Here is a 21,613-nt window from a genome sequence, read left to right on the forward strand (position 1 = left end):
GCCCGCTCCGGCGACGGGCGGCAACGGGTTCCCGCCGCCGCGCGGCGGCGGAGCACTCCCCATGACGACATGACCGCGCCGAGCGAGGTCAGCACCCAGCACGGCCGAGGGATGGCCGGCGGCGACGAGCGAAGCGAGGAGACACCATGAGTGAGGCAGCACCAACGGGCGACATCCCCCCGTACCGGTACACCGCGGCCCTGGCCGACGAGATCGAGCGGCGCTGGCAGGACACCTGGGAGCGGGAGGGCACCTTCCACGCCCCGAACCCGACCGGTCCGCTGGCCGACCCCGACCACCCGCGGGCCGGCGCGGAGAAGCTGTACGTGCTGGACATGTTCCCGTACCCGTCGGGGGCGGGCCTGCACGTCGGGCACCCGCTGGGGTACATCGGCACCGACTGCTTCGCCCGCTACCAGCGGATGGCCGGGCGTAACGTGCTGCACGCGATGGGCTTCGACGCGTTCGGGCTGCCCGCCGAGCAGTACGCGGTGCAGACCGGCACCCACCCGCGCACCACCACCGTGGCGAACATCGCCCGGTACAAGGAGCAGCTGCGCCGGCTGGGAATGGCCCACGACGACCGCCGCTCGGTGGCTACCTTCGACACCGACTTCTACCGCTGGACCCAGTGGATCTTCCTGCAGGTCTTCAACTCCTGGTACGACCAGGACGCGAAGAAGGCCCGCCCGGTCGCCGAGCTTATCGCCGAGTTCGCCGGCGGCACCCGGCCCACCCCGGACGGCCGCCCCTGGGCGGAGCTGACCGTCGCCGAGCGGCGGAGGATCGTCGACGACCGCCGGCTGGCGTACGTCTCGGAAGCGCCGGTGAACTGGTGCCCAGGGCTGGGCACCGTGCTGGCCAACGAGGAGGTCACCGCCGACGGGCGCTCGGACCGGGGCAACTTCCCGGTGTTCAAGCGGAACCTGAAGCAGTGGAAGATGCGGATCACCGCGTACGGCGACCGGCTGCTGGACGACCTGGACACGCTGGACTGGCCCGAGTCGATCAAGCTGATGCAGCGCAACTGGATCGGCCGGTCGCAAGGGGCGCACATCGATTTCCCGGTCGTGCCCACTGATTCCGGTTTCGCGGGCGAAGCCCGGGTCAGAGTTTTCACCACCCGGCCCGACACCGTCTTCGGGGCCACCTACATGGTGCTGGCCCCCGAGCACGAGCTGGTCGACGCGCTGGTGCCGGCGGCCTGGCCGGAGGGCACGAAGGACGCCTGGACCGGCGGGCACACCGGCCCCCGGGCGGCCGTCGAGGCGTACCGGAAGGCGGCGGCGGCCAAGACGGAGGTGGAGCGGCAGTCCGACACGAAGGAGAAGACCGGCGTCTTCGTCGGCGCGTACGCCACGAACCCGGTCACCGGCGGGCAGGTCCCGATCTTCATCGCCGACTACGTGCTGGCCGGCTACGGCACCGGCGCGATCATGGCGGTGCCCGCGCAGGACGAGCGGGACTGGGCGTTCGCCGAGGTCTTCGACCTGCCGATCGTGCGCACCGTGCAGCCGGCCGACGGCTTCGACGGCAAGGCGTACACCGGGGACGGCCCGGCGATCAACAGCGCCGTGCCCGAGCGCGGCCTGGACCTGAACGGCCTGGGGGTCGCCGACGCCAAGGCGGCGATCATCGCCTGGCTGGAGGCCGAGGGGCACGGCACCGGCGCGGTCACCTACCGGCTGCGCGACTGGCTGTTCTCCCGGCAGCGCTACTGGGGCGAGCCGTTCCCCATTGTGTACGACGAGACCGGGGCGACCATCGCGCTGCCGGAGGAGATGCTGCCGGTCGAGCTGCCCGAGGTGGACGACTTCTCCCCGAAGACGTTCGCCCCCGACGACGCCGCCAGCAACCCGGAGACCCCGCTGTCGCGCCGGCGCGACTGGGTCGAGGTGGAGCTGGACCTGGGCGACGGGCCGAAGCGGTACACCCGGGAGACCAACGTGATGCCGCAGTGGGCCGGCTCCTGCTGGTACGAGCTGCGCTACCTGGACCCGACCAACGTCGACCGGTTCGTCGACGCCGAGAACGAGCGGTACTGGATGGGTCCGCGCGCCGAGGGCGACTGCGGGGGCACCGACCTGTACGTCGGTGGCTCCGAGCACGCCGTGCTGCACCTGCTGTACGCGCGCCTCTGGCACAAGGTGCTGTACGACCTGGGCCACGTCTCGTCGTTCGAGCCGTACCGCAAGCTGTTCAACCAGGGCATGATCCAGGCGTACGCGTACGTCGACCCCCGGGGCTCCTACGTGCAGGCCGAGGAGGTCGTCGAGCGCGACGGCGCCTGGTTCCTGGGCGACGAGGAGGTGCGCCGCGAGTACGGCAAGATGGGCAAGTCGCTGAAGAACGTGGTCACCCCCGACGACATGTGCGCCGCGTACGGCGCGGACACCTTCCGTTTGTACGAGATGTCGATGGGCCCGCTGGAGGTGTCCCGCCCGTGGGAGACCCGGGCGGTCGTCGGGTCGTACCGGTTCCTGCAGCGGGTCTGGCGGGCCGTCGTCGACGAGCAGACCGGCGCGCTGCGGATCACCGACGCCCCGGCCGACGAGGCCACCCGGCGGCTGCTGCACAAGGTGATCGACGGGGTACGCGGCGACATGGAGGGAATCCGGTTCAACACCGCGATCGCCAAGCTGATCGAGCTGACCAACGCGCTGACCCGGCTGCCGGTGACCCCCCGCGAGGTGGCCGAGCCGCTGGTGCTGATGCTGGCCCCGTTCGCCCCGCACGTCGCCGAGGAGCTGTGGCGCGGGCTGGGCCACGACGCCTCGCTGGCGTACGCGGACTTCCCGGTCGCCGACCCGGCGCTGCTGGTCGCCGAGACGGTGACGTACCCGGTGCAGATCAACGGCAAGGTCCGTGGCCGCGTCGAGGTCCCCGCCGACGCGTCCGAGGACGACGTGCGGTCGGCGGCCCTGGAGGCGGTCGCGTCCGCCCTGGCCGGCAAGGAACCCCGCAAGGTCATCGTCATCAAGGGCCGCATGGTCTCCGTCGTCGCCTGACCCCCTCCCCGCCGCCCCCGCCCCGCCCCCGCCCCGCCCCGCCCCGCCGTCGCGGGAGCGGGGCGACAAATTCACGGAAAGAGTGGTCATTCCATGCGTGGATGCCACTCTTTCCGTGAATTTGTGCGGGGCGGGGCGGGGCGGGGCGGGCAAGGGCGGGGGAAGGGCAGGCGGGCGGGGGTTACGGGTCGCGGCGCTGGATGAGAGTGATCGCCGCCAGCGTCGCGGCCAGGGACCAGGCGGCGAGGGTCAGCCAGGAGCCGGTGATGGTGGCCGGGTACGGGTCCCGGCTGATGACGTCGGGGTGCACCTCGATCAGGCGCAGCCAGGCGGTGAGGGGCAGGGCGTTGTACAGCTCGGCGATCCACCGGTGCTCGTCGCTGTCCACCACCATCGGCACCAGCACGAGCACCGCCGTGGCGGCGGCCACGGCCCCGGCGGCGTGCCGGGTGAGCGCGCCCAGACCCATCCCGACCAGCGCGCACACGGGCACCAGCACGGCGCTCGCCACGACGGCGCGCAGCACCCCCGGCTCGCCGATCGACCAGCCGGCGTTCCGGTCGGCGAGGATCGCCTGGGACGCCCAGAACGAGGTCGACGCGGTGACCGCGCCGAAGGAGAGCATGACCCCGGCCAGCACGGCGGCCTTCGCCGCGACCACCGCCCGCCGGGCGGGCACCGCGGCGAACGTGGCCCGGATCAGCCCGCTCTGGTACTCGCCGACGACAGTCAGGGCGCCGATGGTGGCCGAGGCGAGGATCAGCAGCAGATAGCCGGCCTCCGGGAAGGCGTCGCGCACCGGCCCGTACAGGTGGAACATCTCCCGGCGCCCCTCGGTGTACCTCGGCCAGTTCCGGTGGTCGGCGAGGCTGGCGTTGACGGCGACCCCGACCACGAACAGGAAGACCAGCGGCAGCGTCCAGCGGGTCGACCGTAGCGACCACAGTTTGATCCATTCGGCGGCCAGCAGGTCGCGGAACCGGGCCGGCGTCTCGCTCACGGTCGGTCGGCGGGTCGGTTCGGTCACGGCGGTCATCGGGTCGCCTCCCCGGCGAGGTACTCGACGCTGTCGGCGGTGAGTTCCATGAAGGCCTCCTCCAGCGAGGCGGTGCGGGTGGCGAGTTCGTGCAGCCCGATGCCGTGGGCGAGCGCGAGGTCGCCGATCCGGGCGGCCGTCAGGCCGGTCACGAGGAGCGCCCCGGCGTCGGCCGGGAGGACGTCCGCACCCTCGGCTTCCAGCACGGCGGCCAGCGTCGTCGGGTCGGGCGTACGGACGGACACGCTGGCCCGGGTGCTCCGGGCGGCGAACTCGGCGAGGCTCTGCTCGGCGATGAGCCGCCCCCGGCCGATCACCACGAGCCGGTCGGCGCAGTGCTCCATCTCGGTCATCAGGTGGCTGGAGACGAAGACCGTGCGCCCCTGCGCCGCCAGCCGCCGGAACAGGTCCCGCACCCAGCGCACCCCCTCCGGGTCGAGGCCGTTGAACGGCTCGTCGAAGAGCAGCACGGGCGGGTCACCGAGCAGCGCGGCGGCGATGCCGAGCCGCTGCCGCATGCCGAGCGAGAAGCCGCCGATCCGCCGCCGGGCGACGCCGGCCAGCCCCACGTCCCGCAGCACCTCGTCGACCCGGCCGCGCGCGATGCCGTTGCCGCGGGCCAGGGCCGACAGGTGGGCCGCGGCGCTCCGTCCACCGTGCACGTCACCGGCGTCGAGCAGCGCGCCGGCGTGGCGCAGCCCGCGCGGCCGGTCGGCGAACCGGACCCCGTCGACGGTGACGGTGCCGCTGGTCGGCGCGGTGAGCCCGAGGATCATCCGCAGCGTGGTGGACTTGCCGGCCCCGTTGGGCCCGAGGAAGCCGGTGACGTGGCCGGGACGCACGGTCAGGGTGAGGTCGTCGACGGCCGTCGTGCGGCCGTACCGTCTCGTCAGGGCTCGAAGTTCGATCACCTGCCCCACGCTGCCGGGCGGCGGCCGGCGCAGCGTCGCCCCGACGGCCACAACGGGCGGCCGGGCCTGCGCCCCGGGGCGTACGCCCGTGGGCCGATGCCCGGGCGGCGGTCGGCTGACTACCGTGGGCGCATGGACCCGACCGTGCCGTTGTCGCGCCGCGCCTCGTCGCTGGCGCGGGCGGTCCTGCCCTGGGCCGGCGTCGCGCTGCTGCCGGTCGCACTGCTCCTCGCCCCGCCGATGGCGTCGAGCCGGGGCGGGGTGGGGTTCGGCGACTGGTGGATTCCGGAGCGCTACCTGGTGCCACTGCTGGCCGTGGGGTTGCCCGCCGGCCTGCTGCGACGCCGGCCGGTGCTCGCCCTGGCGCTGATGCTCCTCGCGGCGTGCGTGGTCACCGTGGTCGTCGGCGGCCCGGAGAACGGCTACCTGACCGACATCTGGTACACGCAGTTCCTGGCGATCGACCTGGTGGTGGGGCTGATCGCGGCGAGCCGGTCCCGCCGCGTCTCGGTGCCGGTGGCCGTCGGGGCGCTCGCCGTGCAGATCGCCGCGGGCTTCGTGAACCTCGCCAGCGACCCCCTCAGCCGGGCCACGCTCTCCGTGCTGGCGGTCGTCACCGCGTGGACGGTCGGCAACTCCGTACGGGCCCGGCGCGGCTACGCAGAGGCCGTCCGGGCGCACACCGCTTCCGAGGCGGTCACCGCCGAGCGGCTGCGCATCGCCCGCGAGCTGCACGACATGGTCGCCCACAGCATCGGGGTGATCGCCATCCAGGCCGGCGTGGGGGCCCGGGTCATCGACACCCAGCCGGCGCAGGCCCGCGCCGCGCTGGCCACCATCGAGGCGACCAGCCGCGACACCCTGGCCGGCCTGCGGCGTACGCTCGGCGCGCTGCGTCGCCCCCAGTCGGAGTCGGCGTCGTTGGATCCGACGCCCGGGCTGGACGACCTCGACCGGCTGGTCTCGGCCGCCGCCGACGCCGGGGTGCGGGTGGAGTTGCGGCAGTGCGGCGAGCGGCGGCCCGTCCCGGCCGACCTCGACCTCGCCGCGTTCCGGATCGTCCAGGAGGCGCTCACCAACGTGGTACGCCACGCGGGCACCGACCGGTGCCGGGTCACCGTCACGCAGGGCCCCGACGAGGTGGCGGTGGAGGTCGTCGACGACGGCCGGGGCGGCGCGGTGGGCGGTGCGGGGCACGGGCTCGTCGGCATGCGCGAGCGGGTCGCCCTGGCCGGCGGCCGGTTCCACGTCGGGCCGCGCCCGGAGGGCGGCTTCCGGGTGGCGGCGTGGCTGCCGGTGCCACCGGTGGCCGAGGAGCCGGTCGGATCGCGGGCCGGGACTCCGGACCGGTGACCGTCCGGGTGCTGCTCGTCGACGACCAGCCACTGATCCGCGCCGGCCTGCGGGTGCTCATCGCCGACGCCCCCGACATCGACGTCGTCGGCGAGGCGGCCACGGGGGCCGAGGCGGTGCGGCTGGCCCGCGAGGTCGTGCCGGACGTGGTGCTGATGGACCTGCGGATGCCCGGCATGGACGGCATCCAGGCCACCCGGGCGATCGCGGCGCACGGCGGCGCGACCCGCGTGCTCGTGCTCACCACCTTCGACGACGACGAGCACGTGCACGCCGCGCTGCGCGCCGGCGCGAGCGGGTTCCTGGTCAAGGACATGGCGTTGGACGACATCCTCGGCGCGGTCCGGGTGGTCGCCGCCGGGGACGCGCTGATCGCTCCCGGGGTCACCCGCCGGCTCATCGCCGAGTTCGCCCGCCGGCCCACCCCGGTCACCCCGACCCGGTCCCTCGACGGCGTCACCGAACGGGAGCGCGAGGTGCTGACCCTCGTCGGCCGGGGCCTGTCCAACGGTGAGATCGCGGCCGAGCTGGTGATCAGCGTGGCCACCGCCAAGGCGCACGTAGCCAGGTTGTTCACCAAGCTCGGCGCCCGCGACCGGGTGCACCTCGTCATCGCGGCCTACGAGGCGGGGCTGGCGTCCCCGACCAACTGACCCCCGCCCCCGCCCCGCCCCGCCCCAGCTGCGGCACTTTCACGGAAAGAGTGGCCATTCCGCGCCGGGAGGCCACTCTTTCCGTGAAAGTGCGTGGAGCCTGCCTGTGGGTCAGGGGGGTGGTGGCGCGTGGCGGCGGCGTTCGGCGTGCCACCAGCGGTGGATCAACACCGCGCTAGCGATCAGGCCGAGGCCGGCGGGGGCGGCGGCGTACCAGTTGACGTCGCCCGGGGAGGTGGCCGCCGCGCCGAGCGCCGCGTAGCCGAAGGCGGTGGGGGCGGAGGCGAGGACGCTGCCGGCCAGGAACGGCAGCACCCGGGCGCCCGTGGTGCCGTACCCGTAGCTGACCAGCCCGAACCCGGCGATCGGCAGCAGCCGTACGGTGATCACACCGAGGACGCTCTGCCGGGCGAACCAGCCGTCGAGGCGGGCCAGCCGGCCGCGTACCCGGTCGGCGACGAACTCCCGGCCGAGGAGGCGGCCGACCGTGAAGCCCAGCGCCGCCGCGAGCAGCGCGGCGCCCAGCGCGTACGCGGCGCCCTCCAGCGCGCCGAAGATCGCCCCCGAGGCGAGCGTGATGAAGGTCCGGGGGACCAGCGCGACCAGCAACAGCGCCCCGCCGCCGACCGCCGCCACGGGGGCGAGCCCGCCCAGCCGGTCGGCCAGCCCGGGAAACTCCTCCGCCTCGGGCAGGGGGACGACGAGCAGGGCCGCCCCGAAGGCGGCGAGCAGGAGCAGCAGCAGCGCGAATCGGACGGCCGACGGCTGCCGGAGCAGCCGCCGGGCCGCCTGGATCATGCCCGGGCGGCGGCCACGGCGGCGCGGCGCTCGGCGCGGAGCCGGTCGGCCCAGGTGTCGTCCAGCGGCGGGAGCTGGTGCGCGCCGGTCGCCCAGCGCAGCAGCAGGTCGGCCAGGGCGGGGTTGCGGGCCAGGGCGGGGCCGTGCGAGTACGTGCCGAGCAACTTGCCCCGCCACGCGCCTTCCGTGGCGCCGTCGTTGCCGACCCCGGCGGTCACCCGGGCCAACGGGGACACCCCCGGGCCGAGGTGGGTCCGGCCGCCGTGGTTCTCGAAGCCGGTGAGCGCCGGCACGCCGAGCCGGGGGTCGATGTCGCCGGCCAGCTCGCCGACGGCGCGGCTCGGGCCCCGGTCGGAGGAGAGGTCGAGCAGCTCCAGCCCGGTGCACTGGACGCCCTTGGCGAAGAACGAGGTGCCGAGGAGCTGGTAGCCGGCGCAGACGCCGAACACCACCGACCCCTGGGCGGCGGCCCGGTGCAGGCCGCCGTCGGCCCGCAGCCGCTGCGCGCCGAGCGCCTGTGGGCCGTCCTCGCCGCCGCCGATGAGGTAGATGTCGGCGGTGGCGGGCAGCCGCTGGTCGGAGCGGACCTCCAGCACCTCCACCGGCATCCCGCGTTGCTGCGCCCGGCGGGCCAGGATCAGCATGTTGCCCCGGTCGCCGTAGGTGGACAGCAGGTCGGGGTAGATCCAGACGATACGCAGGCTCTCAGTTGACACGGTCCAGCTCCGCTCGGATGTCCTGGAAGGCGGTGTAGTTGGCGATGACCTCCAGGCGGCCGGGTGGCACGGCCCGGACCGCCTCGGCGAACGTCCGGATGTGCTGGAACGGCACCCCGTTGACGTCGAGGCGGACCGCCAGGTCGTACGCCCGGTCGCCGGTGATCAGCACCTGCCGGCCGCGCAACGGGGCGAAGTCGACGTCGAACAGCCAGGAGGTGTCCATCCCGTCGGGGTCCCGGGCGTTGATGGACAGCAGCGTCGGGGCCACGTCGGCCATCTCGAACGCCTCCAGCCAGCTCGCCGGGTTCTTCGCCAGCAGCAGCCGGATGTTGCGCCCGTCCCGGTCGACCTGGGCGTAGCGGCCGGCGACCGAGGTGACGGAGCCCAGCCGGGAGACCGCGTCGACGGGGCGTACGCCGAACTCGGCGGCGACGGCCAGGGCGGTCGCCGCGTTGCCCACGTTGACCTTGCCGGGGAGTTGGAGGGTCACCTTGTGCCAGGCCCCGGTGGGGTCGAGCACGCCGTCGTCCTCCACCGTCCACTGCGGGCCGGGGCGACGCAGCGGGCAGCCGCTGCACCACCACTGCTCGCCGGAGCGCTGGATGGTGTGGCCGCATTCGGGGCAGACCCACGAGTCGTCGTGCCAGCGCTGGCCGGCGCTGAACCAGGTGACGTGCGGCGGCCGGATGCCGCGGGCCGGGTCGCCGGGCGGGGTGGCGGCCCACACCACCATCGGATCGTCGGCGTTCGCCACCACCCGCACGTCCGGGTGGTTGATCAGCGCGGCCCGCCAGAGCTGCGCCATCATGGCGACCTCCTTGGCCCGGTCGAGCTGGTCCCGGGAGAGGTTGAGCAGCGCCACCACGTGCGGCTCGGTGGCCTCCAGGACCTGGGCCAGGTAGTGCTCGTCGACCTCCAGCACCGCGTACGGGGTGCTGCCGGCCTTGGCCAGCGCCGAGGTGTGGCCGGTGGGCATGTTGGCGCCGAAGGAGTTGGTGGCCACCCGGCCCAGGACGCCGACCGCCGCGGCGGCCAGCCGGGTGGTGGTCGTCTTGCCGTTGGTGCCGGAGACGAGCGCGATGGCACGTCCGGCAGACAGGTGGGCGAGCAGGTCCGGGTCGATCTTCAGGCCGATCCACCCGCCGATCACCGAACCGTCACCACGACCCGCGGCTCTCGACAGCGCCGCGGCGGTCCGCGACACCGAGCTGGCCACCTTCGCCCGCAGGGGCATCTTCGCGTCCGTCACGCGAGCGAGGTTACCGGACCGACGCCCCCGCCAGATCGCCGCCGACGGCGAACCGTTCGGCCGGGGGCGTCCGGCGGACGGTCAGCGCACGCTCGACCGGATGGAGTCGATCTATGTCGGGTAGTGGACGCCCGGGTGGGGGCGCTCTGGCCCTCCACTCCGCTCCACCCCCTCTGACGTGCGGTTTTGCGTTCCGAAACGCCGCGCCGCGCGGGCGATTCTGGTTGCAGGTGGAGGGAAGTGGAGTAGAGTGGGGCCCAATGGTGAGGTCGGTAGGGCCCACCGGCCCGGGGGGAAGCGGCGCCGCGAACGCCGCTGAATGGGCGAGGGGGTTGGGCCGGTGTTTCTCGGCACCCACACTCCGCGCCTGGACGACAAGGGCCGGTTGATCCTTCCGGCGAAGTTCCGGGATGAGCTGGCGGGGGGTGTCGTGATCACCAAAGGGCAGGATCGCTGTCTCTACGTCTTCCCGATGCCCGAGTTCCAGCGCATCGCCGACCAGTTGCGCGCGCAACCCATGACGCACAAGGCGGCCCGGGCGTACAGCCGGGTCTTCTTCGCCAGCGCGCACGACGAGGTCCCGGACAAGCAGGGCCGGGTCACCATCCCGCCCCACCTGCGGGCGTACGCCGGGCTCGACCGGGACCTGGTGGTGATCGGGGCGAGCACGCGGGTGGAGGTCTGGGACAAGGTGGCCTGGGAGGCCTACCTCTCCGAGAGCGAGGACGACTTCGCCGACATCGAGGAGGGGGTGCTGCCGGGCGGTCTGTAGGGCGTGACGGCGCCCGACGTACTGCGAGATCTCCAGCCGCTTTCGAGTTCCTGGCACCCCTTCCCCGGTGCCAGGCGCACGATCTCATCGGAGGGCCGCGGCCTCCGGCGGGCGGGAGCGGATGGGGATCTGGCGGTACGACGGAGGCGTCGTCGCGACGGCAGGCGCGAAGAGAAACGGACGGTTCAATCCAAGTGGGGGTCGACATGGGGGAGCTTCGCGGCACGCACGTGCCTGTGCTGCTCGAGCGGTGTCTCGAGTTGCTGGCCCCCGCGCTGGACAGGGGCGACCGCACGATCCACGTCGACGCCACGCTGGGTCTGGCCGGTCACGCCGAGGCGGTGCTGGAACGGCATCCGCGCACGGTGCTGATCGGGCTGGACCGGGACACCGAGGCCCTCGCCCACGCGCGGGTCCGGCTGGCCAGGTTCGCCGACCGGGTCCACCTGGAGCACGCCGTCTACGACGAGCTGCCCGAGGTGCTGGACCGGCTCGGCTACCCGGCGATCGACGGCATCCTGTTCGACCTGGGCGTCTCCTCGCTCCAGCTGGACGCGCCCGACCGCGGGTTCGCCTACGCGCAGGACGCCCCGCTGGACATGCGGATGGACCAGACCCGGGGGGTGACCGCCGAAGAGGTGGTCAACAGCTATCCCCACCCGGACCTGGCCCGGGTGCTGCGGGTGTACGGCGAGGAGAAGTTCGCCGTGCGGGTCGCCTCGGCGATCCTCCGGGAGCGCGAGCGGGCCCGGATCACCTCGTCGGCGCGGCTGGCGGAACTGGTCAGGGAGAGCATCCCGGCAGCAGCCCGACGGACGGGCGGACACCCGGCCAAGAGAACGTTTCAGGCTTTACGGATCGAGGTAAACAAGGAGTTGGCAGCGCTGGAGACGGCGCTGCCAACTGCTCTCGACACGCTCACCGTGGGTGGTCGCATGGTGGTCCTGTCCTACCACTCGCTGGAGGACAGGCTCACCAAGGCGGCCCTCGCCGACCGGGTCCGCAGTAAGGGCCCGGTCGACCTCCCGGTCGAACTTCCCGGTTCGGCTCCGACGTTCCGGCTGCTCAGCCGGGGCGCGGAGCTGCCCGGGGAGGAGGAGGTCGCCGCGAACCCGCGCGCCGCATCGGTGCGCCTGCGGGCTGCGGAACGGATCGACCCGGAGGCGGAGCAGCAGGGGCGGGCCGACCGCGAACGGTACCGCCGGCGGGTCAGGGCGATGCACCAACCGGGGTCGGCGGGATCGGCGGATCCGAGGCCGGCGTCGGGCGAGGGGCAGGGACGGACGAAGAGGGGGAGGGAAGATGAACGTTGACAAGCGCGACGGCCGGGACACCGGCGTTGGGCAGCGCGCACCGCGGTCGGGGGGCCGGACCGCGGCGCAGCGGACCACGCGGACCGGCGTTCCGGCGGCGGGGGCCGGCCGGTTCGACCGGCAGGGGGAGACTCGCGCCCGGGGGGCGCGCGAGTTCCCGACCAACGGCAGCGCCGCGCTGCGCCCGGCCGAGCGGACCAGTCCGGCGGCGACCCCGTCGCCACGGCTGCGGGTCGCTCCGCCGCCGCCGGTGACGGTGCCGCGGGCGCCCTTCGTCGCGCTGATCCTGGTGCTGGTCGTCGGCGGGGTGCTCGGCATCCTGCTGGTCAACACCAAGATCAACGAGAATTCCTTCCGGTTGGAGAGGCTCCAGCAGCAGCAGGCCAAGCTCGACGTGGACCAGCAGCAGCTGGAGAAGGAGATCGCCGCCGCAGAGGCCCCCGGCAGCCTCACCGCCGCCGCCAAGCGGCTGGGCATGGTCGAGGCCGAGGAGCCGGCGTACATCCGACTGCCGGACGGCCGGATCATCGGCGTGCCGCAGCCGGCCAACGGCCAGCCCTCGGTCACCAGCCAGCAGGGCGCGGGAGGCTGACCGGTGCCGCCGAGATCGGAGGAGCCGCGCCGGGACCCCACGGGGTCCCGGCGCGGTTCGTCGCGCTCCACCAGCGGTCGGGGCGAGCCCGGCGTCGGCGGCATCTCCGACGCGCGGGCGTACACCCCCCGGGGACGGACCATCCGCGAGGAGGACGGCGCGCTCGGCCGGCCGGGCGCCGGGGGCGCCGAGCAGCGGCGTACCCCCCGCAGCACCCGGGCCGGCGGCGACCCGTTCCGACCGGCGTTGCAGGTGCTCGACGGCGGCCGGGTCGGCTCGACCCGCGCGGGCCGGCGGGAGGGCGTCCCGGCCGGGCGCTCCGGGGTGATCCGGACCGTCCAGGCCAGGCCGGCCCGCGCGCCGGCCGACGACGGCGATGACGCGTCACCCCCGCCGCGCCGCCGGCCCGGCCCGCGCGCCCCGCGCCGCCCGGAGCGGCCCACCGCCCGGCGCGGGTCGCGTAAGCCGCGTAAGCCGCCCCGGCTGGCCGACCCCCGGCGCCGGCTGCGCCTGGGCACCCTGCTCGTCCTCGTGCTGTTCGCCACCATCGGCATCCGGCTGGTCTTCCTCCAGGCCGTCGACACCCCGGCGTACGCCGGGGGCGGACTCGCCGACCGGCTGACCGGGGTCGACCTGCCCGCCCCCCGGGGCGCCATCTACGACCGCACCGGGGCCCCGCTCGCGAACAGCGTCGAGGCCCGGTACATCTTCGCCGACCCCACCAAGGTCAAGGACCGCACGGCGACGGCCCGCGCGCTGTCACCCCTGCTCGGCCTGCCCGCCTCCGAACTGGCCGGGCGGATGAAACCACGCACCCGGGACAACGGCAGCGCCTCCCAGTTCGAGTACCTGGCGCGTGGCGTCGACATCCCCACCGCCAAGAAGATCATGGCGCTGGAGCTGGCCGGCATCGGCGTGCACCGCGACGAGCGGCGCGAGGTGCCCGGCGGCGACCTGGCCGCGAACCTGCTCGGCTTCACCAGCCAGGACATGGTCGGCCTGGAGGGCCTGGAGGCCCGCTACGACGACCTGCTGCGCGGCGAGATCGGCCGCCGGGTGTACGAGGCCGGGCAGGGCGACCTGGGCGCCCCCATCCCGGGCGGCTACAGCCGCACCACCCCGCCCAAGCCGGGCAGCTCCCTGGAGCTGACCATCCTGCGGGACCTCCAGTTCAAGGCGCAGCAGGTGCTGAAGGAGCAGATGGACAAGGCCAAGGGCAGCGTCGGCGCGGTCGTCGTGCTCGACGCGCCCAACGGCGAGGTGCTGGCCCAGACCAGCCACCCCACCTACAACGCCGCGAAGCACGAGGAGAGCGACCCCACCGACCGGGAGGACGCCGCCACCAGCTTCGTGGTCGACCCCGGCTCGATCCACAAGGCGATCACCTTCGGCGCGGCGCTCCAGGAGGGCGTCGTCACGCCGGACACCGCGCTGCCGATCGCCAACACCATCCGCAAGGGCGACACGGTCTTCCGCGACACCCACCCGGCCAACGGGCAGAAGATGAGCCTCGCCGGGATGCTGGCGTACTCGTCGAACGTCGGCACGATCGAGATCGCCGACAAGCTCGGCCGGGACCGGCTCATCGACTACCAGAAGCGCTTCGGGCTCGGCCAGCCCACCGGCGAGGGCATGCCGGGCGAGGCCAGCGGCCGGCTGCTCCCCGCCGAGGCGTGGAGCGGGTCGTCGGAGGGGTCGGTGCCGATCGGGCACAGCGTCGACGCCACGCCGCTGCAGATGGCCGCCGCGTACGGGGCGATCGCCAACAACGGCACCTACGTCCAGCCACACCTGATCAAAGCGGTGATCAACGGGAAGGACGGCAGCCGGACCCCGGGCAAGGCGCCAGTCACCCGCTCGGTGCTCAGCCGGCAGAACGCGGCGGCGCTGCGCACCCTGCTCCAGGCGGTCACCACGGTCGACGGGGCCACCGGGCTCGCCGCGGCGGTGCCCGGCTACCAGGTGGCCGGCAAGACCGGCACCGGCCTGCGCTTCGTCGACGGCAAGCAGCAGCCCGGCGAGGTCGGCTCGTTCATCGGGATGGCCCCGGCGGACAACCCGCGGTTCGTGGTGGCGGTCTTCGTGTGGAGCCCGGAGGGCGGCGGCGGGGCGGTCGCCGCGCCGGCCTTCCGCGAGATCATGGGCTTCACGCTCAGCCGGTACCGGGTTCCCCCGTCGGCGGCAAAGCCGCCCAAGTTCGAGGTCTTTCCGCGCTGACCAGGTGCGGGGGGACATCATCGGTGAGTGGGGACGAACCACCGGGGCGGCTGTGCGGTCGGGGCCGCGCGACCGGGTAGGGTCTGACGCCGTGCCCGGCAATCCACGCCCCCGTACCGTGACCGGACTCCGGCTCGGCGATCTCGCCGACCGGCTCGCCGTCGAGCCGCCGTCAGGCGCCGCCGACGTCACGGTGACCGGGGTGACCCACGCCAGCCAGGAGGTCCGCCCCGGCGACCTGTACGCCGCGCTGCCCGGCGCCCGCCGCCACGGAGCGGAGTTCGCCGAAGGCGCGGCGGCGGCGGGCGCGGTGGCCGCCCTGACCGACCCGGCCGGCGCCCCGGCGGTGGCCGCGGCGGGCCTGCCCGCGCTGATCGTGCCCGACCCCCGCGCGGTGCTCGGCGCCCTCGCCTCCGCCGTCTACGGCGACCCCACCGCCGGGCTGACCGTCATCGGGATCACCGGCACGGCCGGCAAGACCTCCACCGCCTACCTCGTCGAGTCGGGGCTGCGCGCCGCCGGCCACGTGACCGGGCTGATCGGCACGGTGGAGACCCGGCTGGGCGACCTGGCAATCGAGAGTGTGCGGACCACCCCGGAGGCCACCGACCTGCACGCCATGCTCGCCGCCGCCCGGGAGCGCGGGGTGACCGCGCTGGTCATGGAGGTCTCCAGCCACGCCCTGGCGATGGGCCGGGTCGGCGGGGTGCGGTTCACCGTCGGCGGGTACACCAACTTCGGCTCCGACCACCTGGACTTCCACGCCGACTCGGCGGACTACTTCGCCGCGAAGGCCCAGCTGTTCGACGGGCGCTGCGCGGTCGAGGTGCTCAACCACGACGACCCGGCCCTGCGCCCGCTGTTCAAGCCCGCCACGGTCAGCTACTCGGCCGCCGGCGACCCGACCGCCACCTGGTACGCCGGCGACGTCGACGGCGAGGGCTACGCCCAGCGGTTCACCGCGCACGGCCCCGACGGGCTGACCGTGCCGGCCGGGGTGGCGCTGCCCGGGCGGCACAACGTGGCCAACGCCCTGCTGGCCATCGCCGTGCTGGTCGCCGCCGGGGTGGACGCGGAGACCGCCGCCGCCGGGGTGGCCGCCTGCGGCGGGGTCCCCGGCCGGCTGGAGCTGGTCTCCACGGCCGGCCCGGTGCGTGGGGTGGTCGACTACGCGCACAAGACCGACGCGATCGTGGCCGCCCTGGCCGCGCTGCGCGAGCTGAGCGCCGGGCGGCTGATCTGCGTCATCGGCGCCGGCGGCGACCGGGACCGGGGCAAGCGGCCGGCGATGGGCGCCGCCGCCGCGCAGGGGGCCGACATGGTGCTGGTGACCGACGACAACCCGCGCACCGAGGACCCGGGCGCGATCCGGGCGGAGGTGCTGGCCGGGGCGTACGGTGCCGGGACCCCGGCCCGGATCGTCGAGGTGGCCGGCCGCCGGGCGGCGATCGACGAGGCGGTCCGGCTGGCCGCCCCGGGCGACGTGGTGGCCGTGCTCGGCAAGGGCCACGAGCGCGGGCAGGAGGTCGGGGGCGAGGTGCTGCCGTTCGACGACCGGACCGAGTTGGCCGACGCGCTGCGCGCCCGCTTCGGTGACCTGGCGGGTCAGCGGTGATCCCGCTGACGCTGGCCGAGGTGGCCGGGGCGGTCGACGGCCGGCTGCTCGCCGTCGACCCGGCCGCCCGGGTGACCGGCCCGGTCGAGTTCGACTCACGCAAGGTGTCCGCCGGGACACTGTTCGTGGCGTTCCCCGGGGAGCAGGTCGACGGCCACGACTACGCCGCCGCGGCCGTCGAGGCCGGCGCGGTCGCGGTGCTCGGCACCCGGGAGGTGCCCGGGGTGCCGATGGTGCTGGTCGCCGACGCCCTGGACGCGCTGGGCCGGCTGGCCCGGGCCGTGGTGGACCGGCTGCCCGAGCTGACCGTGATCGGGTTGACCGGCTCGTCCGGCAAGACCACCACGAAGGACCTGATCGCCCAGCTCACCGTCCGGCTCGGCCCCACGGTGGCCCCGCCCGGGTCGTTCAACAACGAGCTGGGGCACCCGTGGACGGCGTTGCGGGCCGATCCGGACACCCGGTTCCTGGTGCTGGAGAAGGGCGCCCGGGGGGTGGGGCACGTGCGCTACCTGTGCGAGGTGGTGCCGCCCCGGATCTCCGTGGTGCTCAACGTCGGCGTGGCGCACCTCGGCGAGTTCGGCTCGGTGGAGAACATCGCGCTGGCCAAGGGGGAGCTGGTCGAGTCGCTGCCGGCCGACGGGCTGGCCGTGCTCAACGCCGACGACCCGCTCGTCGACGCGATGGCCGGGCGTACCCGGGCCCGGGTGGTCCGCTACGGCGAGGCCGCGCACGCCGACGTCCGGGCCATGGACGTCACCCTGGACGGGCGGGGCCGGGCGTCGTACACCCTGGTGACGCCGGAGGGGAGCGCGCCGGTGCGGCTCGGGCTGACCGGCCGGCACCAGGTCTCCAACTCGCTGGCCGCCGCCGCGGTGGCCCGGGAGCTGGGCATGTCGTTGACCGAGCTGGCCGCCGCGCTGGGCGAGCTGGGTCTGGTTTCCACCCGTCGGATGGACGTCTTCGAGCGGCCCGACGGTGTGACGGTGATTGACGATTCGTACAACGCGAACCCAGCGTCGATGGCGGTGGCGCTGCGGGCGCTGGCCGGCATGCGCGGCGGGGGGCGCACGCTCGCGGTGCTCGGCTACATGGCCGAGCTGGGGCCGTACGAACGGGACGGACATCTGGAGGTCGGCCGGCTCACGGCCGGGCTGGGGGTGGACCGGCTGCTCGTGGTGGGCGAGCCGGCGGCGCCGATCCATGAGGGCGCGACAGCGGTAGAGGACTGGGGAGGAGAGTCGGTGCTGCTCACCGATCAGGCGGCGGCCGTCGAGATGCTGCGGGGCGAACTACGACCGGGTGATGTCGTCCTGGTGAAGGGCTCCCGGTACCGCACCTGGGAGGTGGCCGACGCGCTGCGCGTCGACGCCACGGACGAGGGGGCCGCCGCATGAGGGCAGTGATCATCGCCATCGGGGTGGCGTTCCTCGTCTCGCTGTTCTGCACCCCGATCGCGATCAAGGTGTTCGCCCGGCTGAAGGCCGGCCAGCCGATCCGATCGAACCTCGGGCTTGCCAGCAACGAGGGCAAGAAGGGCACGCCGACGATGGGCGGCGTGGTCTTCATCCTGGCCACGGTCATCGCGTACGTCGCGGGGCACCTGGCCCTGACCACCCTGCCGGACGCGCAGATCGCCCAGGTCGAGCCGACCATCACCGCGCTGTTCCTGCTGGGCCTGATGGTCTTCTCCGGCGCGGTCGGCTTCATCGACGACTTCCTCAAGGTCCGCAAGCGGAACAGCGGCGGGCTCAACAAGCGGGGCAAGCTGGCCGGTCAGATCCTGGTCGGCGCGCTCTTCGGCGTCGTCGCGCTGTACTTCCCGAGCAGCATGACCGACGCCAGCGGCGCGGCCACCAACACCGAGACGGTGGGCGCCAGCACGCTGAGCTTCATCCGGGACATCCCTGTCCTGGAGGTCAGCAAGATCGGCGCGGTGGTCATCTTCATCTTCGTGGTGATGGCGGCGACCAACGGCGTGAACCTCACCGACGGCCTCGACGGCCTGGCCACCGGCGCGTCGGTGATGGTCCTCGCGGCGTACGCGCTGATCGCGTTCTGGCAGTACCGGCACTGGTGCGCCGACCCGGCGTACACGGCGAACCCGAACAACTACTGCTACACCGTCCGGGATCCGCTGGAGATCGCGCTGATCGCCGGGGCGGCGGCCGGGGCCTGCGTCGGCTTCCTGTGGTGGAACACCTCGCCGGCCCGGATCTTCATGGGTGACACCGGGGCGCTGGGCCTGGGCGGCCTGATCGCCGGCATGGCGATGTCCACCCGGACCATCATGCTGCTGCCCATCATCGGCGGGCTGTTCGTGATCATCACGATGTCGGTGGTCATCCAGATCATCTCGTTCCGCACCACCGGCAAGCGGGTGTTCCGGATGTCGCCCCTGCAGCACCACTTCGAACTCGCCGGCTGGAGCGAGGTCAACATCGTGGTCCGATTCTGGATCATCGCCGGGATCGGCGTGGCCATCGCGCTGGGGCTGTTCTACAGCGACTTCCTGGCCGCGATGGGCTGAGCCGCCCCGCGGCTCCTGAGCCGTCCGGAGGGCCCCCTGCGATAGCAGGGGGCCCTCCTTTTCGCCGGTCCGACACGCCGACCACGGCGTTCGGCGGGAACGGGCCGGTCGCATTCGCCATGATGGGCGGGTGGGGGAGGACCGAGGTACCGGCACGACGACAACCGACACGTCTCCGAGGCAGGCGGCGGGGGGTGGGCGCACCGCCGATCCGCCGGGCCCGGCGCCGGGGTTCGGCCTGGACGCCGCAGGCGGGCTGGCGGCGCTGCGTGGCCTGCTGGCCCGGCCGCTGGCCTCGTACTACCTGCTGATCTCCAGCGCCGGCCTGCTGCTGGTGATCGGCCTGACCATGGTCTTCTCGGCTACCAGCGTGAAGAGCTACGCGGAGGAGGGCAACGCCTTCGCCGACGCCACGAAGCAGGCGATCTTCGCGGTGATTGGCGTGCTGGCGTTCTGGGTCTGCCAGCGGCTGCCGGCGAGCACCTACCGCTCGATCGCCCGGATCGCCCTCGGCGTCGCAGTGACGCTGCTGCTGCTGCTGAACCTCCTCACGGCCCTGGACTCGTTCTTCGGCATCGCGCGGGTCGGCCCGCTGGAGGCGGACCTGCTCTCGCTCGGCCTCGGCGGCATCCAGCTCCAGCCCTCCGAGCTGGCGAAGTTCGCGCTCGTGCTGTGGGGCGCACACGTGCTGGCCCGCAAGGGCGCCCGGCTCGGCTGGTGGAAGGAGCTGGCCACCCCGTTCTTCCCGGTGGTCGGCCTGCTGTTCGTGCTGGTCGGCTACAACGACCTGGGCAGCATGCTCTGCCTGCTGGCGCTGGTCGTCGGTCTGCTCTGGGCGGCCGGCGTGCGGGCCTGGATTTTCGCCGCGCTCTCCGCGATCGGCCTGGCCGGCATCGGCCTGCTGGTCGCCGCGGCCTCGCTCGGCGCCGGCTCCGGCTCCCGGGACGCCGACAACTACCGGCTGGGCCGGCTCACCGTGTGGCTCGACCCGCCCTCCCCGCAGACCTGCATGGAACTGCAACTGGACAACTGCTACCAGCTCATCCAGGCCCGCTACGCGATCGGCAACGGCGGCTGGTTCGGCGTCGGCCTGGGGCAGAGCAGCTTCAAGTTCGGCTGGCTCCCCGAGGCCCACAACGACTTCATCTTTGCGATCGTCGCGGAGGAACTGGGCGTGGTCGGCTGCACCGTGGTCCTGGTGCTCTTCGCCGTGCTCGCGTACAGCGGGCTGCGGATCGCCCGCCGGGTGGAGGACCCGTTCCGCCGCCTCGCCGCCGCCGGCGTGACCGCCTGGCTGGTCGGCCAGGCCGTCATCAACATCGGCGGGGTCACCGGCCTGATGCCACTGACCGGCGTGCCGCTGCCGTTCATCTCCGACGGCGGAAGCGCCCTGGTGGTGACCCTGGCGGCGATCGGGATGCTGGCCTCGTTCGCCCGCGCGGAACCCGATGCGGCCCGAGCCCTGCATGCCCGTCCGCCCGCCCGATGGGTCCGACTACTCTGGGCCCCGTTGCCGCCGCTTCCCGGCCGGCGCCGCCGTCCGGCGCCGCCGCCGGACCGTGGGTCCGTACCCCGGTCCCGGGCGCGGCGCGAGGACGACCAGGCCGCATCCCGCGGCGCCCGGCCCGACCGGGCCCGCGGCGGGACGGCGAGCGAGAGGAGACGCTGATGGGTCCGCTGCGTTCGGTGGTGCTCTGCGGAGGCGGCACGGGTGGCCACATCTACCCGCTGCTCGCCTTCGCCGACTGCCTGCGCCGACACGACCCGGGCGTCCGGATCACCTGCCTCGGCACACCGAAGGGCCTGGAGAACGAGCTGATCCCGCCGGCCGGCTACGACCTGCGGCAGATCCCGGCGTACCAGCTTCCCCGGTCGGTGAACATGAGCCTGGTCCGCACCCCGGACCGGATGTGGAAGGCGGCCCGCGCGGCGGGCAAGGTGATCGACGAGGTCCGGGCCGATGTGGTCGTGGGCTTCGGCGGGTACGTCTCGGTGCCCGGCTACCTCGCCGCCTGGCGACGCGAGCTTCCGATCGTCATCCACGAGGTCAACGTGCCGCCGGGGGTGGCCAACCGGCTCGGCATGAAGTTCACCGACAACGTGGCCGTGGGCTTCCCGCACCAGCCGGCGCAGGCCGAGGCGCTGCGCGACGCCCGGGTCGTCGGCGTGCCGCTGCGCCGGGGCATCGCGGGGCTGGACCGGGCCGCCAACGCCGCCGCCGCCCGCGCCCACTTCGGACTCCGCCCCGACCTGCCGGTGCTCTTCGTCGCCGGCGGTTCGCAGGGCGCCCGCTCGATCAACCTCGCGGTGGCCGGGGCGGCGAAGGAGTTGGCCCGGCACGGGGTGCAGGTGCTGCACGTGATGGGCGCCCGCAATGAGCCGGTGCCGATCCCCACCGACCTGCCGGTGCCGTACGTGACCCTGCCGTACCTGTCCCAGATGGAGATCGGCTACGCGGCAGCAGACCTGATGCTCGGCCGGGGCGGGGCGATGACCTGCGCCGAGGTCGCGGCGATCGGCCTGCCCACCGTCTACGTGCCGTACCCGCACAGCAACCAGGAGCAGAAGCGCAACGCGCTGCCCGTGGTGGAGGCGGGCGGCGGTCTGCTCGTCGACGACGCCGAGCTGACCCCGGCCTGGGTGGAGCGCACCGTCATCCCGCTGATCCGCGACCCGCACCGGCTCGCCGCGATGGGCGCCGCCGCGTCGGCCTACGGGCGGCGCGACGGCGACGAGGCGCTGCTGAACTTCGTCTACGAGGCGGTGGCCAAGTGAGTGCGAGGAGTGAGCTTGCGAGCCCCGCAGTCGCGAACAGAGGTGGCACGGTGAGCGTGAGGAGTGAGCTTG

The 21,613-nt window shown here is 73.9% G+C and carries 16 protein-coding genes and 1 pseudogene; 12 read left to right on the top strand and 5 right to left on the bottom strand.

The features are described from left to right. The first annotated feature begins 146 nt into the window (after positions 1-146). Positions 147-3,008 carry a leucine--tRNA ligase gene (gene leuS / locus OG559_RS20705; RefSeq protein WP_405106086.1) on the top strand — a complete coding sequence of 954 codons (2,862 nt, stop codon included), beginning with the start codon at positions 147-149 and terminating at the stop codon, positions 3,006-3,008. Positions 3,009-3,189: 181 nt separating this feature from the next. Here leuS and OG559_RS20710 read toward each other — a convergent pair whose 3' ends face one another. Further along, entirely contained in the window at positions 3,190-4,044 is an 855-nt protein-coding gene (locus OG559_RS20710) for an ABC transporter permease subunit (protein WP_405106087.1), read from the bottom strand. Then, positions 4,041-4,955, bottom strand: a complete 915-nt coding sequence (locus tag OG559_RS20715; RefSeq protein WP_405106089.1) for an ABC transporter ATP-binding protein — start codon at positions 4,953-4,955, stop codon at positions 4,041-4,043. Before OG559_RS20715 ends, OG559_RS20710 begins: the two co-directional genes overlap by 4 nt. 132 nt (positions 4,956-5,087) lie before the next feature. Between OG559_RS20715 and OG559_RS20720 the strand changes: the two genes are divergently transcribed. Together OG559_RS20720 and OG559_RS20725 are read left to right on the top strand one after the other, a co-directional pair. Then, positions 5,088-6,308 carry a sensor histidine kinase gene (locus OG559_RS20720; protein ID WP_405106091.1) on the top strand — a complete coding sequence of 407 codons (1,221 nt, stop codon included), beginning with the start codon at positions 5,088-5,090 and terminating at the stop codon, positions 6,306-6,308. Continuing rightward, a complete protein-coding gene (locus OG559_RS20725) occupies positions 6,305-6,961 on the top strand; it encodes a response regulator (RefSeq protein ID WP_405106093.1) in 657 nt (218 codons plus the stop codon). Before OG559_RS20720 ends, OG559_RS20725 begins: the two co-directional genes overlap by 4 nt. Positions 6,962-7,072: 111 nt before the next feature. Here OG559_RS20725 and OG559_RS20730 read toward each other — a convergent pair whose 3' ends face one another. From OG559_RS20730 to OG559_RS20740, 3 genes are read right to left on the bottom strand one after another with little or no spacing between them, the layout of a single operon-like run. Next, a complete protein-coding gene (locus OG559_RS20730; protein WP_405106095.1) occupies positions 7,073-7,759 on the bottom strand; it encodes a TVP38/TMEM64 family protein in 687 nt (228 codons plus the stop codon). After that, complete coding sequence (locus OG559_RS20735; RefSeq protein ID WP_350884884.1) at positions 7,756-8,475, bottom strand: glutamine amidotransferase; 720 nt, start codon at positions 8,473-8,475, stop codon at positions 7,756-7,758. Before OG559_RS20735 ends, OG559_RS20730 begins: the two co-directional genes overlap by 4 nt. Then, positions 8,465-9,712: a MurT ligase domain-containing protein gene (locus OG559_RS20740; protein ID WP_396671457.1), complete on the bottom strand. Its 1,248-nt coding sequence runs from the start codon at positions 9,710-9,712 to the stop codon at positions 8,465-8,467. Before OG559_RS20740 ends, OG559_RS20735 begins: the two co-directional genes overlap by 11 nt. Before the next feature lie 355 nt (positions 9,713-10,067). On the opposite strand from OG559_RS20740, the gene mraZ reads away from it, so the two are divergent. The 9 genes and pseudogenes from mraZ to murG all read left to right on the top strand — a co-directional run bounded on the left by mraZ (position 10,068) and on the right by murG (position 21,541). Next, positions 10,068-10,499 (top strand): division/cell wall cluster transcriptional repressor MraZ, encoded by a 432-nt coding sequence (gene mraZ, locus OG559_RS20745; protein WP_405106097.1) that lies wholly within the window; start codon positions 10,068-10,070, stop codon positions 10,497-10,499. 206 nt (positions 10,500-10,705) lie between these two features. Then, positions 10,706-11,805, top strand: a pseudogene (gene rsmH / locus OG559_RS20750) (16S rRNA (cytosine(1402)-N(4))-methyltransferase RsmH). Then, positions 11,802-12,404, top strand: a complete 603-nt coding sequence (locus OG559_RS20755) for a hypothetical protein (protein WP_405106100.1) — start codon at positions 11,802-11,804, stop codon at positions 12,402-12,404. Before rsmH ends, OG559_RS20755 begins: the two are co-directional and overlap by 4 nt. A gap of 3 nt (positions 12,405-12,407) precedes the next feature. Next, positions 12,408-14,621, top strand: coding sequence for a peptidoglycan D,D-transpeptidase FtsI family protein (locus OG559_RS20760; protein ID WP_405106102.1), 2,214 nt, complete (start codon positions 12,408-12,410; stop codon positions 14,619-14,621). A gap of 52 nt (positions 14,622-14,673) precedes the next feature. Then, positions 14,674-16,236 carry a UDP-N-acetylmuramoyl-L-alanyl-D-glutamate--2,6-diaminopimelate ligase gene (locus OG559_RS20765; RefSeq protein WP_405106104.1) on the top strand — a complete coding sequence of 521 codons (1,563 nt, stop codon included), beginning with the start codon at positions 14,674-14,676 and terminating at the stop codon, positions 16,234-16,236. Further along, the gene (murF, locus tag OG559_RS20770) at positions 16,233-17,633 is read left to right on the top strand and encodes a UDP-N-acetylmuramoyl-tripeptide--D-alanyl-D-alanine ligase (RefSeq protein ID WP_405106106.1); all 1,401 of its coding nucleotides are present in this window, start codon (positions 16,233-16,235) and stop codon (positions 17,631-17,633) included. Before OG559_RS20765 ends, murF begins: the two co-directional genes overlap by 4 nt. Continuing rightward, the gene (gene mraY, locus OG559_RS20775; RefSeq protein ID WP_405106108.1) at positions 17,630-18,766 is read left to right on the top strand and encodes a phospho-N-acetylmuramoyl-pentapeptide-transferase; all 1,137 of its coding nucleotides are present in this window, start codon (positions 17,630-17,632) and stop codon (positions 18,764-18,766) included. Before murF ends, mraY begins: the two co-directional genes overlap by 4 nt. Before the next feature lie 130 nt (positions 18,767-18,896). Then, positions 18,897-20,435: an FtsW/RodA/SpoVE family cell cycle protein gene (locus tag OG559_RS20780; RefSeq protein WP_405106110.1), complete on the top strand. Its 1,539-nt coding sequence runs from the start codon at positions 18,897-18,899 to the stop codon at positions 20,433-20,435. Next, positions 20,435-21,541: an undecaprenyldiphospho-muramoylpentapeptide beta-N-acetylglucosaminyltransferase gene (gene murG, locus OG559_RS20785; protein WP_405106111.1), complete on the top strand. Its 1,107-nt coding sequence runs from the start codon at positions 20,435-20,437 to the stop codon at positions 21,539-21,541. Before OG559_RS20780 ends, murG begins: the two co-directional genes overlap by 1 nt. Positions 21,542-21,613 lie beyond the last annotated feature (72 nt).

Origin of the sequence: Micromonospora sp. NBC_01405, from assembly GCF_045040155.1 — a bacterium.
GTDB lineage: Bacteria > Actinomycetota > Actinomycetes > Mycobacteriales > Micromonosporaceae > Micromonospora.